Source organism: Pseudomonas sp. PDM01 (assembly GCF_014852325.1).
Taxonomy (GTDB): domain Bacteria; phylum Pseudomonadota; class Gammaproteobacteria; order Pseudomonadales; family Pseudomonadaceae; genus Aquipseudomonas; species Aquipseudomonas migulae.
Map to the genome: position 1 here is coordinate 439706 of NZ_JACVBK010000005.1, position 13968 is coordinate 453673.

Annotated in this window: 11 protein-coding genes; 4 read left to right on the forward strand and 7 right to left on the reverse strand. The window is 61.9% G+C overall.

Annotation, left to right across the window (positions count from 1 at the left end):
- Positions 1-12: 12 nt before the first annotated feature.
- From IB246_RS15760 to IB246_RS15790, 7 genes are all read right to left on the reverse strand, one after another.
- Positions 13-1023 (reverse strand): chemotaxis response regulator protein-glutamate methylesterase, encoded by a 1011-nt coding sequence (locus IB246_RS15760; protein WP_008043780.1) that lies wholly within the window; start codon positions 1021-1023, stop codon positions 13-15.
- On the reverse strand, positions 1020-3308 hold the full coding sequence (locus IB246_RS15765) for a hybrid sensor histidine kinase/response regulator (RefSeq protein ID WP_008043781.1): 2289 nt from the start codon (positions 3306-3308) through the stop codon (positions 1020-1022). Before IB246_RS15765 ends, IB246_RS15760 begins: the two co-directional genes overlap by 4 nt.
- Entirely contained in the window at positions 3305-3988 is a 684-nt protein-coding gene (locus tag IB246_RS15770; RefSeq protein WP_008043782.1) for a chemotaxis protein CheW, read from the reverse strand. The genes IB246_RS15765 and IB246_RS15770 overlap by 4 nt, the downstream gene beginning before the upstream one ends.
- Positions 3985-5253, reverse strand: a complete 1269-nt coding sequence (locus tag IB246_RS15775) for a CheR family methyltransferase (RefSeq protein WP_008043784.1) — start codon at positions 5251-5253, stop codon at positions 3985-3987. The genes IB246_RS15770 and IB246_RS15775 overlap by 4 nt, the downstream gene beginning before the upstream one ends.
- Positions 5250-5786: a chemotaxis protein CheW gene (locus IB246_RS15780; protein WP_008029747.1), complete on the reverse strand. Its 537-nt coding sequence runs from the start codon at positions 5784-5786 to the stop codon at positions 5250-5252. The genes IB246_RS15775 and IB246_RS15780 overlap by 4 nt, the downstream gene beginning before the upstream one ends.
- The gene (locus IB246_RS15785; RefSeq protein ID WP_404943262.1) at positions 5786-7348 is read right to left on the reverse strand and encodes a methyl-accepting chemotaxis protein; all 1563 of its coding nucleotides are present in this window, start codon (positions 7346-7348) and stop codon (positions 5786-5788) included. The genes IB246_RS15780 and IB246_RS15785 overlap by 1 nt, the downstream gene beginning before the upstream one ends.
- Before the next feature lie 689 nt (positions 7349-8037).
- Entirely contained in the window at positions 8038-8760 is a 723-nt protein-coding gene (locus IB246_RS15790) for a tellurite resistance TerB family protein (protein ID WP_008042338.1), read from the reverse strand.
- Positions 8761-8947: 187 nt separating this feature from the next.
- On the opposite strand from IB246_RS15790, the gene IB246_RS15795 reads away from it, so the two are divergent.
- The 4 genes from IB246_RS15795 to IB246_RS15810 all read left to right on the forward strand — a co-directional run bounded on the left by IB246_RS15795 (position 8948) and on the right by IB246_RS15810 (position 13967).
- Positions 8948-9862, forward strand: coding sequence for a LysR family transcriptional regulator (locus IB246_RS15795; RefSeq protein WP_008029741.1), 915 nt, complete (start codon positions 8948-8950; stop codon positions 9860-9862).
- 100 nt (positions 9863-9962) lie between these two features.
- Positions 9963-11450, forward strand: coding sequence for a gamma-aminobutyraldehyde dehydrogenase (locus IB246_RS15800; protein WP_081500226.1), 1488 nt, complete (start codon positions 9963-9965; stop codon positions 11448-11450).
- A gap of 222 nt (positions 11451-11672) precedes the next feature.
- The gene (gene ydcS, locus IB246_RS15805; RefSeq protein WP_008029736.1) at positions 11673-12824 is read left to right on the forward strand and encodes a putative ABC transporter substrate-binding protein YdcS; all 1152 of its coding nucleotides are present in this window, start codon (positions 11673-11675) and stop codon (positions 12822-12824) included.
- A gap of 105 nt (positions 12825-12929) precedes the next feature.
- Positions 12930-13967 carry an ABC transporter ATP-binding protein gene (locus IB246_RS15810; RefSeq protein WP_008029734.1) on the forward strand — a complete coding sequence of 346 codons (1038 nt, stop codon included), beginning with the start codon at positions 12930-12932 and terminating at the stop codon, positions 13965-13967.
- Position 13968 lies beyond the last annotated feature (1 nt).

The following is a 13968-nucleotide window of genomic DNA, read 5'->3' on the forward strand; positions in this document are numbered from 1 at the left end:
TGCTGAGCATAGTCATTTGGCAAAAATCTCCAGCAATCGTGGCGCTATCTTTTCCAGCGGGCGAATTTCTACAGCGGCGTCGATGGCCGCTGCCGCTTTCGGCATGCCATACACCGCGCTGCTTTGTTGGTCCTGAGCGATGGTCAGGTAACCCTGTTGGCGCATGAGTTTAAGCCCCTGCGCGCCATCGCGTCCCATGCCGGTCAATAAAACACCCACGGCATCGCCATTCCAGTAACTGGCCACGCTCTCGAAAAACACATCGATCGAGGGCCGATAGATCTCGTTGACCGGCTCGGCGGTGTACGCCAGCGTGCCGTTTTTCAATAAACGAATATGGTGGTTGGTGCCGGCCAGCAGCACGGTGCCCGCCTGCGGTGGCTCGCCTTCCTGGGCCAGGCGCACGTTCAGGCCGCTGGCGCCGCTGAGCCACTCGGCCATGCCGGCGGCGAACACCTGGTCAACATGCTGCACCAGCACAATGGCGGCGGAAAAATTTATCGGCAGTCCTTTGAGCAGTATCTCCAGGGCTGCCGGCCCGCCTGCGGAGGAACCGATGGCGATCAGTTTTTGCCGGGAACCTGAGTGGCGCAACGGGCCCGGCGCAGGTCGCACGCGATTGCCCTTGTCGCCGATCAGCCAACCGATGTTGAGGATTTTGCGCAGCAGCGGTGCCGCTGCTTCCTGGGCATTGCCGGCACCGATTGCCGGCGTATCGACCACATCCAGAGCGCCGTGGCCCATGGCTTCGAACACCCGGTGCACGTTCTGCTGGCGGTCGACCGTGACGATCACGATGGCACACGGCGTCTCGGCCATGATTCGCCGCGTCGCCTCGACGCCATCCATCACCGGCATGATCAGGTCCATCAGGATCAGGTCCGGGGTGTTTTCCACGCAACGTTGCACCGCCTCGGCGCCGTTGCTGGCGACCCAGATCACTTGATGCTCCGGCTCAAACGCCAAGGCGCGGCGCAAAGCCTCCACCGCCATGGGCATGTCGTTGACGATTGCGATTTTCATGCCCGCGCTCCTCCTATGAGCTCAACCACTGCATCAAGCAGGGCGTCGTCGTGAAAACTGGCTTTGGCTAGATAATAGTCGGCCCCGGCGTCCAGTCCACGACGACGGTCTTCTTCGCGATCCTTGTAGGACACCACCATCACCGGCAGCGATTGCAGGCGGTTGTCACGGCGCAACAAAGACACCAGTTCGATACCGTCCATGCGCGGCATATCGATGTCGGTGATCAGCAGATCGAAATCCTCGGAACGCAGGGCATTCCAGCCATCCATACCGTCCACCGCCACGGCCACGTCGTAGCCGCGATTGAGCAACAGTTTGCGTTGCAACTCGCGGACGGTCAGCGAATCGTCGACCACCAGAACCCGTTTGCGCGCAGCTTCAGCCGCCTGATTGCTGTGACGGGCAATCCGCTCCAGACGCCCGGTATTGAGCAGTTTGTCCACCGACCGCAGCATGTCTTCAACATCGACGATCAGCACCACCGAACCGTCGTCGAGCAGCGCGCCTGCGGAAATGTCCTGCACTTTGCCCAGACGCTCGTCCAGCGGCAAGACCACCAGCGTGCGCTCGCCGACAAACCGCTCGACCGCCACACCGTAGATCGCATCTCGCTCGCGGATGACCACGACCTTGAGGGTTTGCTGACTGTTGGTGCTCGCCGGACGCTGAAGCAATTGGCTGGCCGCAACCAATCCGACATGCCGGCCTTCGTACCAGAAATGCTGACGGCCTTCGACCTGCACGATGTCCGCCGGCTCCAGGTCGCACATGCGCTCGATGTGGGCCAGCGGAAACGCATACGCCTCTTCGCCGACCTCCACCACCAGGCTGCGCACCACCGACAGGGTCAGCGGCACTTCGAGATGGAAGCGGCTGCCCTCGCCCGCCGTCTGCTCCAGCACCACCGCGCCGCGCAACTGGCGGACCATGTGCTGAACCGCGTCGAGGCCGACGCCACGTCCGGACACTTCAGTGACCGCGTCGCGCAGGCTGAAACCCGGCAGGAACAGGAACGTCAGCAACTCCTCTTCGCTCAACTGCGCGGCGGTGTCGGCCGGGGACAACTGACGTTCGATGATGCTGCGGCGGACCTTTTCCAGGTCGACGCCGTTGCCGTCATCGCTCAGTTCCAGCATCAGCAGACCGGCCTGATGCGAGGCGCGCAGGCGGATCACACCTTCTTCCGGTTTACCGGCCAGTAGCCGTTGCTCCGGGGATTCGATGCCGTGGTCGACGGCGTTGCGCAGCAGGTGCGTCAGCGGCGCTTCGAGTTTTTCCAGGACGTCGCGATCGACCTGGGTTTTCTCGCCCTCGATCTCCAGCCGCACCTGTTTACCGAGGCTGCGCCCCAGGTCGCGGACCATGCGCACTTGCCCGCTCAGCACATCGGCAAACGGCCGCATGCGACAGGCCAGCGCGGTGTCGTACAGGACTTGCGCACGTTGACTGGCCTGCCAGGCGAACTCGTCCAGCTCGGCGTTTTTTTCCACCAGCAATTGCTGGGATTCCGCCAGCAACCGACGCGCATCGTCGAGGGCTTCCCGGGCTTCCAGGCTCAAGGTCTGATCCTTGAGATGGACATTGAGGTTTTCCAGCGCCCGCAGGCCGTTGTTCTGCATGCGCTTGAGGCGTTGCATGGTGGCCAGGTGCGGTTTGAGCCGCAGGGTTTCCACCAGGGATTTGCTCGACAGGTCGAGCAGGCTGTTCAAGCGTTCGGCCGTAACGCGCAATACGCGCTCGCCACTTTCGGTGGTGCGTTTGGTCTTGGGCGAGGGCTCGGCGGCAGCTGCCGAAGGGGCTTGCGTGGCGGCCGGCATGGGCGACTCAACCGTGGCCGTCGGCGGCTCCAGCTGCAGTTCTGCCATCGGCGGCGCGATGGGGGCAACCGTCGCCATGTGAACAAGCAGCCGTCCCATCAAGACGACATAAGCTTCGATATCCGCAGGCGCCGGTGCGTTGTTCGGCGTCGCGATGCGCATCAGCAAATCGGTGCCCTGCAGCAAGGCATCAATGTGCTCGGGCCGCAGATACAACCGGCCTTCCTGGGCGCTGACCAGGTAATCTTCCATCACATGGGCAACGCTGACGCCGGCATCGACGCCAACAATTCGCGCCGCGCCTTTGAGCGAGTGAGCCGCGCGCATGCACGATTCAAGGTAATCGGCCTGGGTCGGATCGCGTTCAAGCGCCAGCAGCCCCGTGCTCAACACCAGGGTCTGGGCCTCGGCTTCGAGGCTGAACAGTTCCAGCAAAGAGGCGTCGCGCATTTGCTCGGGGGTCATGTGAGGCTCCGGGTCACGGCGGACAGCAGCTGTTCTTCATCCAGCCAACGCAGGCTGCGACCTTTGAATTGCAATACGCCACGGGTGTATTTGGCGCTGGCTTGCGCACCGGAACGCGATGCGGCCTCAAGGAGGCGCTCGTCGATGGCATGGATCCCGTCGACTTCGTCCACTGGCACCACCACCGGCCCGCCGTGGGCCGCGATGATCAACATGCGCGGCATCACGCGCGCACCAGGCGCCACGCTGCTCACGCCGTCGAGACCGAGCAGTTCCACCAACGACAGGCACGCCACCAGCGCGCCGCGCACATTCGCCACGCCGAGCAAGGCCCGGGAGCGCTGGTGCGGCAGGGAATGAATCGCTTGCAGCGGCGCCACTTCCACCAGGCTGCGGGTGGCCAGGCCCAACCATTCTTCGCCGAGGCGGAACATCAACAGCGAGCGGGTATTCACCTCGCTTTCGAGCGCGACCGAGACTTGCCCGCGGTCTTCCTGTTGCAACGCATAGCGGTCGAGCAAACGCGTAGCGGCCGCCGAGTACACCGCGCAATTGCGGCAATGAATGTGTTCGATCAGCAGCGGGCAGGACTTGTCGCCGTGGATACCGATACGGTTCCAGCAATCGTCGATGGCCTGGGCATCTTCATGGGTGAGGCTAAAGCTGTCGGCGGCATTCATCGTTTGCGCTCACTGTCTGCGCGCTCGCTGCGGGCGGCGCGGTCCTGCAATCGTTTGGCGCCCGCCGTGTCGCCCTGTGATTGCAGCAAGGCCGCCAGGTGCATCAACGCGTCGGGATGTTGCGGTTCGAGGTACAACGCCTTGCGATAAAAGCCCTGGGCTTCGAGAGCGCTGCCGGCGACATCGCTGAGCAGTCCCAGCCAGTAAAACACCTGGGCTACCGGTTCATGGCTGCGCAAATAACTTTCGCACGCGGCGCGGGCTTCGGCGCTTTTGCCTTCATTGGCCAGTGCGGCGATGTTTGCCAGCAACGTAGCGGCGTCGGGACTGGCGGCTTTTGCCGCCACCGGCAGCGGCGTCACCGTTGCGAAGGGCCGCAGGCGTACCGGCGCCGGAGTGACGCTGCGCACCGGTTGGCGCACTGGCAACGGCGTCGGCACGAAGGCTGGAAAAGGTTCAGGCTCGGGCGCGCTCTGGCGACTGAACGCAAATGATTGAGGGATACCAATCGAACGCATGCCCAGGCGCCCCAGCAAACTGCCCTCGGCGGGGCCGATAAACAGCACGCCCTCGACATGGGTCAGGCGCTTGAGCACTTCGAACACCTGTTGTTGCGTCGGCTGATCGAAATAGATCAGCAGGTTGCGGCAGAACACGAAGTCATAAGGCGATTCGTTGGCCAGCAACGCCGGATCCAGCAGATTGCCGACCTGTAAACGCACCTGTTCCAGCACGCGCTCGCTGAGGCGATAGGACTCGTCCTCGGCAGTGAAATGCCGCTCGCGAAACGCGATGTCCTGGCCGCGAAACGAATTCTTGCCGTACTGCGCGCGCCTGGCTTTCTCCACCGACAGCGGGCTGACGTCCATGCCTTCGACTTTGAATTGATGCGGTTTGAACCCGGCATCGAGCAAGGCCATGGCAATGGAATAGGGTTCTTCACCGGTGGAACACGGCAGGCTGAGAATCCGCAATGCACGCATGTTGTTGATATCGGTCAGGCGCTTGGCCGCCAGTTTTGCCAGGGCGGCGAAGGATTCCGGGTAACGGAAAAACCAGGTTTCGGGAACGATCACCGCTTCGATCAGCGCATGCTGCTCATCCTGCGAACCCTGCAAGGTGTGCCAATACTCATCGGCCGTCAGCGCGTTGGACGCCGTGCTGCGCTGGCGCACCGCTCGTTCGATGATCGCCGGGCCCACCGAGGTGACGTCGAGGCCGATGCGCTCCTTGAGAAAATCGAAAAACCGCTGATCGCTGCTCATGGCTGCACCTCAAGCTGCGCCAGGTCCAGCGGGGGTGACGGAAACAGCAGCGCCCGAACTTGCTCGTCCAGCAGATCGGCGACGCGCACCCATTGCAGCAAACCTTGCGCGTCTTCACGCACCGGTCCGAGGTACGGCGCCTGGCGATTATCCAGGCCATAGGGTTGAAAGTCCGCCGGGTTGCAGCGCAGCGTGTCGGTGGCCTGCTCCAGGATCAGCCCGAGCAATTGCGCCTCGGCGGTTTCATCCGCACGGTAATTGACCAGCACCAGGCGCGTGCTGGTGCGCGCCTGGGCCGGTTCGCCAAAGGTCAGCGCACTGAGGTCGATTACCGGCACTACCGCGCCGCGATAGGCGAACACCCCGGCGACCCAGTCCGGCGCGCGGGGTATCGGCTTCAACGGCAGGCGCGGCAGTACTTCCGCCACCTCGATCGCTTGCAAGGCATAGCGCTCGCTGCCGATGCGAAACACCAGAAACAATGCATGCATCGCCGGCTTCACGGCGGTGCGTTTGGCCGTGAGTTCGCTCATCAGACTTTGAATCGCGAAACGCCGCCGCGCAGCCCGACGGCCACCTGGCTCAGTTCGTCGATGGCAAAACTGGCCTGACGCAAGGACTCGACGGTCTGGCTGCTGGCATCGCCCAACTGCACCAGTGCATGGTTGATCTGCTCGGCGCCGGTGGCCTGGGCCTGCATGCCTTCGTTGACCATCAACACCCGCGGCGCCAGCGCCTGAACCTGATGGATGATCTGCGACAGCTGTTCGCCGACCTGCTGCACCTCGGACATGCCGCGACGCACTTCTTCAGAGAACTTGTCCATGCCCATGACCCCGGCCGACACCGCCGACTGGATCTCGCGCACCATCTGCTCAATGTCGTACGTGGCCACGGCGGTCTGGTCCGCCAGGCGCCGCACTTCGGTGGCAACCACGGCAAATCCACGACCGTATTCACCGGCCTTCTCGGCTTCAATGGCAGCGTTCAGCGACAGCAGGTTGGTCTGGTCCGCGACCTTGACGATGGTCACCACCACTTGATTGATGTTGCCGGCCTTCTCGTTGAGGATCGCCAGTTTGGCGTTGACCAGATCCGCGGCGCCCATCACCGAGTGCATGGTCTCTTCCATTCGCGCCAGGCCCTGCTGCCCGGAACCGGCAGCCACCGAGGCCTGATCGGCAGCGGTGGAGACTTCGGTCATGGTCCGCACCAGGTCACGCGAGGTGGCGGCGATTTCACGGGAAGTGGCACCGATTTCGGTGGTGGTGGCGGCGGTTTCCGTAGCGGTGGCTTGCTGCTGTTTGGAGGTGGCGGCGATTTCCGTCACAGACGTGGTGACCTGCACCGACGAGCGCTGCGCCTGAGACACCAACGAAGTGAGTTCGGCCATCATGTCGTTGAAGCCGGTTTCCACAGCGCCGAATTCGTCCTTGCGCTCCAGGTTCAAGCGGCCGCTGAGGTCGCCGGTACGCATGACTTCGAGGATCTGCACGATGCGGTTCATGGGCGCCATGATCGCGCGCATCAGCAGCAGGCCGCAGAGACCGGCGGCCAATACCGCCACCAGCAGGGAAATGCCCATGATGACTTTCGCGGTGAACACCGCATCATCAATGTAGGCCATGTCCTGATCCGCCACGGCTTTGTTTTCGCGCAGGATGTCATTGAGCTTCATACGCCCCGCCGTCCAGGTCGGGGTCAGTTGTTCATTGAACAACTTGATGGCCTCGGCTTCCTGATTGCGCTTATGCAAGTCGAGCACTGCAGCCAGGATCTTGCCGTAATTCTCATGGAATTTTTCGAAGGCTGCGAATTCGAGCTTGTCTTCATCCGTGGTGACGGTGGCGCGATAGCTATTCATCGCGTCCTGCACGCGCGCTTCAAAATTCTTGAAGTCTGCGGCGTCCTCGGCACTGATGCCCTGCCCTTCCTTCAAGCCCAGCATTTCCTGGGTCTGGAGATAGCTGTCGACCCAGGCGCCACGAATCATCGAGCTGTAATACACCCCGGGGAGCGCGTCGTCACGAACGCTGACTTCGCTGGCCTCGATCTTCAACAGCCGGGAATACGAGACGACGACCATCAGCAACATGATGGCGATAATTACCGCAAAGCTCGCCAAAATGCGTTGGCGCAACGTCCAGTTCTTCACAGTCAGTCCTCGGGGCCATTTCAAATGCTGCGCAGTATAGCCGAGGGCGGTGTTTCATTTATAAGACGGATGCGCGGCGGTTCACATCTCGGCGAATGAGGGTTGTGGCGGGGCTGAAAAGGCTATCGCCAGCAAGCCGGCTCCTACAGGGGAACGGTGTCGGGCACGAATGTTGTGCGCACCGCAATTCCCTTGCCGGCGATGGCGGCCTTGAAGGGCGGGGCAGGATTTGAGGGCCTCATCGCCAGCAAGCCGGCTCCTACAGGGGGTCGGTGTCGGGCACGAGTGTTGTGCGCACCGAAAATCCCTTGTAGGAGCTGGCTTGCCGGCGATGGCGGCCTTGAGGACGGGGCAGGATTTTAGGGCCTCATCGCCAGCAAGCCGGCTCCTACAGGGGGTCGGTGTCGGGCATGCATGCTGTGCGCACCGCAATTCCCTTGTAGGAGCCGGCTTGCTGGCGATGGCGGTCTTGAGGGCGGTGCAGGATTTTAGGGCCTCATCGCCAGCAAGCTGGCTCCTACAGGTGTTCGGTGTCGGGCACGCATGCTGTGCGCACCGCAATTCCCTTGTAGGAGCCGGCTTGCTGGCGATGGCGGTCTTGAGGGCGAAACAGGATTTGAAGCCGGTTTCTACATGGAAGCCTGGCGCACCTGCTTTTCCAGCTCGGCCTTCAACGCCGGCTCAAGCTTGAGTTGGCGCGCCAGTTCGTCCAGGTAAGACTTCTCCATGAAGTTCTCCTCGTCCACCAGCATCACACTGGCGATGTACATCTCGGCCGCCATTTCCGGGGTGCTGGCGGCGCGCGCAACATCGGTTGGATCCAGCGGTTTGTTCAGTTCGGCGTGCAGCCAGTGTTGGAGTTCCTGATCATTGTCGAGTTTGATGAACTCGCCTTCGATCAACGCACGCTCGCGCTCGTCGACATGACCATCAGCCTTGGCAGCCGCCACCAGCGCCTTGAGAATCGCCTGGCTGTGTTGCTCGACCTGCGCCGTCGGGACGCGGTCCACGGTTTGCGGCTCTTGTTTCGGTGCTGTGCCCTGCTGGGCCTGCCAGTTGCCGTAAGCCTTGTAGGCAATCACGCCCAATGCCGCGAGCCCGCCGTAGACAGCGACTTTGCCGCCAACTTTGCGAGCCTTCTTGTTACCCATCAACAGGCCCATCGCGCCTGCCGCCAATGCACCGCCACCCGCGCCTGACAACAAACTGCCAAGGCCACCCGAACCACCGCCACCACCGAGCAATCCGCCCAATCCACCGCTGGACGCCTTGTTCTGCGCGCCACCGGTCTTGTTCTGCAACAGGTCCTGGCCGGATTTGAGTAATTGATCGAGCAATCCACGGGTATTCATTCTTGCCGCCTCCACAAAAGGGGTTAACCGGACACATAAGGCCACCAGCCTAGATCGAAAGTGCCCGGCCCTTCCCGGCGAGAGTGCTTCCAGATGTTGCTCACCTTCTGTGACGCTAAAAAGCCCATCGATTAAAAAGATATACACTCAAGCGAATCTATAAAAACCGCCCACCGGGTACTTCTTCATGATGACTTTGCGTCAAATTCGTCATTTCATCGCCGTGGCCGAGACCGGCTCGATCTCTGCCGCCGCGCAAACCGCGTTCATTTCCCAATCGACATTGACCCTGGCCATCCAGCAACTGGAGCAGGAAATCGGCGTCGGGCTGTTCAACCGCCATGCCAAGGGCATGACGCTGACCCACCAGGGTCATCAGTTCCTACGCCAGGCACACCTGATTCTGGCAACGGTGGACAACGCCAAACGCAGCCTGCAACAAAGCACCGATCAAGTCGCCGGGCAGTTGATCGTCGGTGTAACCAGTCTCGTCGCCGGTTATTACCTCGCGGACCTGCTCACCCGCTTTCAACGCGCCTACCCCAACGTCGAGATCCGCGTGATGGAGGACGAACGCCCGTACATCGAGCATTTGCTGGTCAGCGGCGAGATCGATGTCGGTGTGCTGATCCTCTCCAACCTCGAAGACCGCCACGCCCTGCAAACCGAAGTACTCACCCATTCGCCCCACCGTTTATGGCTGCCGGCCCAGCATCCGCTGCTGGAACACGACAGCATCAACCTGGCCGACGTCGCCCGTGAGCCTCTGATTCAACTGAACGTTGATGAAATGGACCGCAACGCCCAGCGCATGTGGTCGGCAGCATCGCTTCAACCGCGCATCACCCTTAAAACCGCTTCGACCGAAGCGGTACGAAGCCTGGTGGCCGCCGGATTGGGCGTGTCGATCCAGCCCGACATGACCTATCGCCCCTGGTCATTGGAGGGCGACATCATCGAAGCGCGGCCGATTGCCGACCTGAGCCAGACCCTCGACGTCGGCCTGGCCTGGCGCCGCGGCACGGCGCGTCCGGCACTGGTCGACCCGTTCCTGACCGTCGCGCGCGAGCAGCCCCACGGCGGGCGCAAGCCATCTATTTAATCGAACGCCACCTTCAGTATTTAGTATTTGTCGACCTCGGATCCGGGCACTAGTCTTGGAACATCTATAAGACGGCCGGGCCCCAGTCACAGGGAGCAGCATGGCCACACAAGAAAAGAGAACCCGAAAAATGGCTGGCGCGCAGACCCCGTTGTTCACCGCATTGTTGATCGATGGCGAACTGGTCGCGGGTCAGGGTTTTGTCGAGCCGATCCTCAACCCGGCCACCGGTGAAGTGCTGACGCACATTGCCGAAGCCAGCACCGAGCAAGTCGAAGCCGCGATCCTCGCCGCGCACCGCGCGTTCGCCAGTTGGTCGCGGACCACGCCGCAGCAGCGCTCGAACCTGCTGCTGGACATAGCCAATGCCATCGAAAAACAAGCCGACCTGCTCGCCCGCCTCGAATCCCTGAACTGCGGCAAACCGTTGCACCTGGCGCGTCAGGACGACTTGAGCGCGACGGTCGACGTGTTCCGCTTCTTCGCCGGCGCGGTGCGCTGCCAGACCGGCCAGCTCAGCGGCGAATACTTGCCGGGTTATACCAGCATGGTCCGTCGCGATCCGATTGGCGTGGTCGCCTCGATTGCGCCGTGGAACTACCCGATCATGATGGCCGCGTGGAAAATCGCCCCGGCCCTCGCTGCCGGTAACACGCTGGTGTTCAAGCCTTCCGAGCACACGCCGCTGTCGATCCTGGCCCTGGCGCCCGCGCTGGCCGAAATCCTCCCACGCGGCGTGATCAACATCATTTGCGGCGGCGGTGAAGGCGTGGGCAGCCACTTGGTCAGCCACCCGAAAATCCGCATGGTGTCGCTGACCGGCGATATCGTCACCGGACAAAAAATCCTCCAGGCCGCAGCGAAAACCCTGAAACGCACGCACCTCGAACTCGGCGGCAAGGCCCCGGTGATCGTCTGCAACGATGCCGACATTCAGGCGGTGGTCGAAGGCGTGCGCACGTACGGTTACTACAACGCCGGCCAGGATTGCACCGCCGCCTGCCGCATTTATGCACAGGCCGGCATTCATGACCGCCTGGTGGCCGAACTCGGCGCAGCGGTCAGCAGCCTGCGCTTCGCTGGTAAACGCGATGCCGACAACGAAATCGGGCCGCTGATCACCACCCGCCAGCGCGACCGCGTGGCCAGTTTCGTCGAACGCGCCCTGGGTCAGCCGCACATCGAGCGCGTGACCGGCGCGGCCGTGCATTCCGGTGCCGGCTTCTATTACCAACCGACGCTGCTGGCCGGCTGCAAGCAGAGCGATGAAATCGTCCAGCGCGAAGTGTTCGGGCCGGTGGTCACCGTGACCCGCTTCGATGGGCTCGAACAAGCGGTGGACTGGGCCAACGATTCGGAATACGGCCTGGCTTCCTCGATCTGGACCCAGAACCTGGACAAGGCGATGCAGGTCGCCGCGCGCTTGCAGTACGGCTGCACCTGGATCAACAGCCATTTCATGCTGGTCAGCGAAATGCCCCATGGCGGCCTGAAACGCTCGGGCTACGGCAAAGACCTGTCCAGCGATTCGCTTCAGGACTACAGCGTGGTGCGGCACATCATGGCGCGCCACGGACAGCATTTATAAAAGCGCACTACGCTAACAATTAGCCGTAAAGGCATTAGCGCAGAAACGCTGGAACACCGCGAATCCCTTGTAGGAGCCGGCTTGCCGGCGAAGGCGTCCGAAAGACATCGCAAGGCTTAAAGGCCTCTTCGCCGGCAAGCCGGCTCCTACAAGGGCCGTGTTTACAACGCTGAACCACGTTCAAAACTGCCCCGACCATAATTTAAAGAAGAGGGAATTCCCATGTTCGTGCACAAGACCGCACTGCTCAGTGCAATCACCACAGCGCTGTTGGCCAGCGCCAGTATCCAGGCCGCCGAACCGCTGAAAGCCGTCGGTGCCGGCGAAGGTCAGCTGGATATCGTGGCTTGGCCCGGCTACATCGAACGTGGCGAAAGCGACAAGGCCTACGACTGGGTGACCAGTTTCGAGAAGGAAACCGGCTGCAAGGTCAACGTCAAAACAGCCGCCACTTCCGATGAGATGGTCAGCCTGATGTCCAAGGGCGGCTACGACCTGGTGACCGCATCGGGCGATGCGTCGCTGCGATTGATCGTCGGCAAACGCGTGCAGCCGATCAACACCGCGTTGATTCCGAACTGGAAGAACATCGACCCGCGCCTGAAGGATGGCCAGTGGTACGTCGTCAACAAACAAACCTACGGCACCCCGTATCAGTGGGGCCCGAACGTGTTGATGTACAACACCAACGTCTTCAAGACCGCCCCGGACAGCTGGGGCGTGGTGTTCGAGGAACAGAACCTGCCGGACGGCAAGTCCAACAAGGGCCGGGTCCAGGCCTACGACGGTCCGATCTACATCGCCGATGCAGCGCTCTATCTCAAGGCGAAACGGCCGGAACTGGGGATCAAGGACCCGTACCAGCTCAACGAAGAACAATACAAGGCCGCGCTGGACCTGCTTCGCAAGCAGCAGCCTCTGATCCACCGCTACTGGCATGACGCGACCGTGCAGATGAGTGACGTCAAGAACGAAGGCGTCGTGGCGTCCAGCACCTGGGGCTACATGGTCAACGGCCTGGTGGCGGACAAGCAGCCAGTGGCCTCGGTCATTCCGAAAGAAGGCGCAACGGGCTGGGCCGACACCACCATGCTGCACGCCGACGCCAAGCACCCGAACTGCGCTTACAAGTGGATGGACCATTCGCTGCAACCGAAAGTCCAGGGTGACCTGGCCGCCTGGTTCGGTTCGTTGCCGTCGGTTCCGGCGGGGTGCAAAGAGAGCGAATTGCTCGGTGCCGAAGGCTGCAAGACCAACGGTTTCGACCAGTTCGACAAGATCGCCTTCTGGAAAACCCCGCAGGCTGAAGGCGGCAAGTTCGTGCCGTACAGCCGCTGGACCCAGGACTACATCGCGATCATGGGCGGTCGTTAAGCCCTCTTCGCGAGCAGGCTCGCTCCCACAAAATCACCGCAATACCTGTGGGAGCGAGCCTGCTCGCGAAGCTTTTAAAGATTCTGTTTTTCGGAGCACCGCACCATGACGCTTGCAGTCCAGTTCACCAACGTTTCCCGTCTGTTCGGCGAAGTGAAAGCCGTAGACCGGGTTTCCATCGACATCCAGGACGGCGAGTTCTTCTCCATGCTGGGCCCTTCCGGCTCGGGCAAAACCACGTGTTTGCGCCTGATCGCCGGTTTCGAACAACCGAGCGCAGGCTCGATCCGGATTCACGGCAATGAAGCCGCCGGGCTGCCGCCGTATGAGCGTGACGTCAACACGGTGTTTCAGGATTACGCCCTGTTCCCGCACATGAACGTACTCGACAACGTCGCCTACGGTTTGAAAGTCAAAGGCGTCGGCAAAGCTGAACGCCAGAAACGCGCTGAAGAAGCCCTCGACATGGTAGCCCTCGGCGGCTACGGCGCACGCAAACCGGTGCAACTGTCGGGCGGTCAGCGCCAGCGTGTGGCCCTGGCCCGCGCATTGGTCAATCGCCCACGGGTGCTGCTGCTCGACGAACCGCTGGGCGCCCTCGACTTGAAGCTTCGCGAGCAAATGCAGAGCGAGCTGAAAAAGCTGCAACGCCAGCTCGGCATCACCTTCATCTTCGTCACCCACGACCAGACCGAAGCGCTGTCGATGTCTGACCGTGTGGCCGTCTTCAACAAGGGTCGCATCGAGCAGGTCGACACGCCGCGCAACCTCTACATGAAACCGGCGACCACCTTTGTCGCGGAATTCGTCGGCACCTCCAACGTGATTCGCGGCGATCTGGCGCAGCAGCTCAGCGGCAATCCGCAGCCGTTTTCGATTCGCCCGGAACATGTGCGTTTCGCCGACGGCCCGTTGGCCAGCCACGAAATCGAAGTCAGTGGTTTGCTCCACGACGTTCAGTACCAGGGCAGCGCCACCCGTTATGAACTGAAGCTGGAAAACGGCCAGACCCTGAACATCAGCCAGGCCAACAACCAATGGCTGGACGTCAGCGCGCAACATCAGACCGGGCAACGCATCAGCGCACGCTGGGCACGGGAAGCGATGATCCCGCTGCACGACACCGTTGCCGGCGGGGTGTGAG

Excerpts from the sequence above, each read along its gene's own strand:
- IB246_RS15760 (WP_008043780.1), bottom strand. The coding sequence starts at position 1,023 with ATGAAAATCGCAATCGTCAACGACATGCCCATGGCGGTGGAGGCTTTG.
- IB246_RS15765 (WP_008043781.1), bottom strand. The coding sequence starts at position 3,308 with ATGACCCCCGAGCAAATGCGCGACGCCTCTTTGCTGGAACTGTTCAGC.
- IB246_RS15770 (WP_008043782.1), bottom strand. The coding sequence starts at position 3,988 with ATGAATGCCGCCGACAGCTTTAGCCTCACCCATGAAGATGCCCAGGCC.
- IB246_RS15775 (WP_008043784.1), bottom strand. The coding sequence starts at position 5,253 with ATGAGCAGCGATCAGCGGTTTTTCGATTTTCTCAAGGAGCGCATCGGC.
- IB246_RS15780 (WP_008029747.1), bottom strand. The coding sequence starts at position 5,786 with ATGAGCGAACTCACGGCCAAACGCACCGCCGTGAAGCCGGCGATGCAT.
- IB246_RS15785 (WP_404943262.1), bottom strand. The coding sequence starts at position 7,348 with ATGTTGCTGATGGTCGTCGTCTCGTATTCCCGGCTGTTGAAGATCGAG.
- IB246_RS15790 (WP_008042338.1), bottom strand. The coding sequence starts at position 8,760 with ATGAATACCCGTGGATTGCTCGATCAATTACTCAAATCCGGCCAGGAC.
- IB246_RS15795 (WP_008029741.1), top strand. The coding sequence starts at position 8,948 with ATGATGACTTTGCGTCAAATTCGTCATTTCATCGCCGTGGCCGAGACC.
- IB246_RS15800 (WP_081500226.1), top strand. The coding sequence starts at position 9,963 with ATGGCCACACAAGAAAAGAGAACCCGAAAAATGGCTGGCGCGCAGACC.
- ydcS (WP_008029736.1), top strand. The coding sequence starts at position 11,673 with ATGTTCGTGCACAAGACCGCACTGCTCAGTGCAATCACCACAGCGCTG.
- IB246_RS15810 (WP_008029734.1), top strand. The coding sequence starts at position 12,930 with ATGACGCTTGCAGTCCAGTTCACCAACGTTTCCCGTCTGTTCGGCGAA.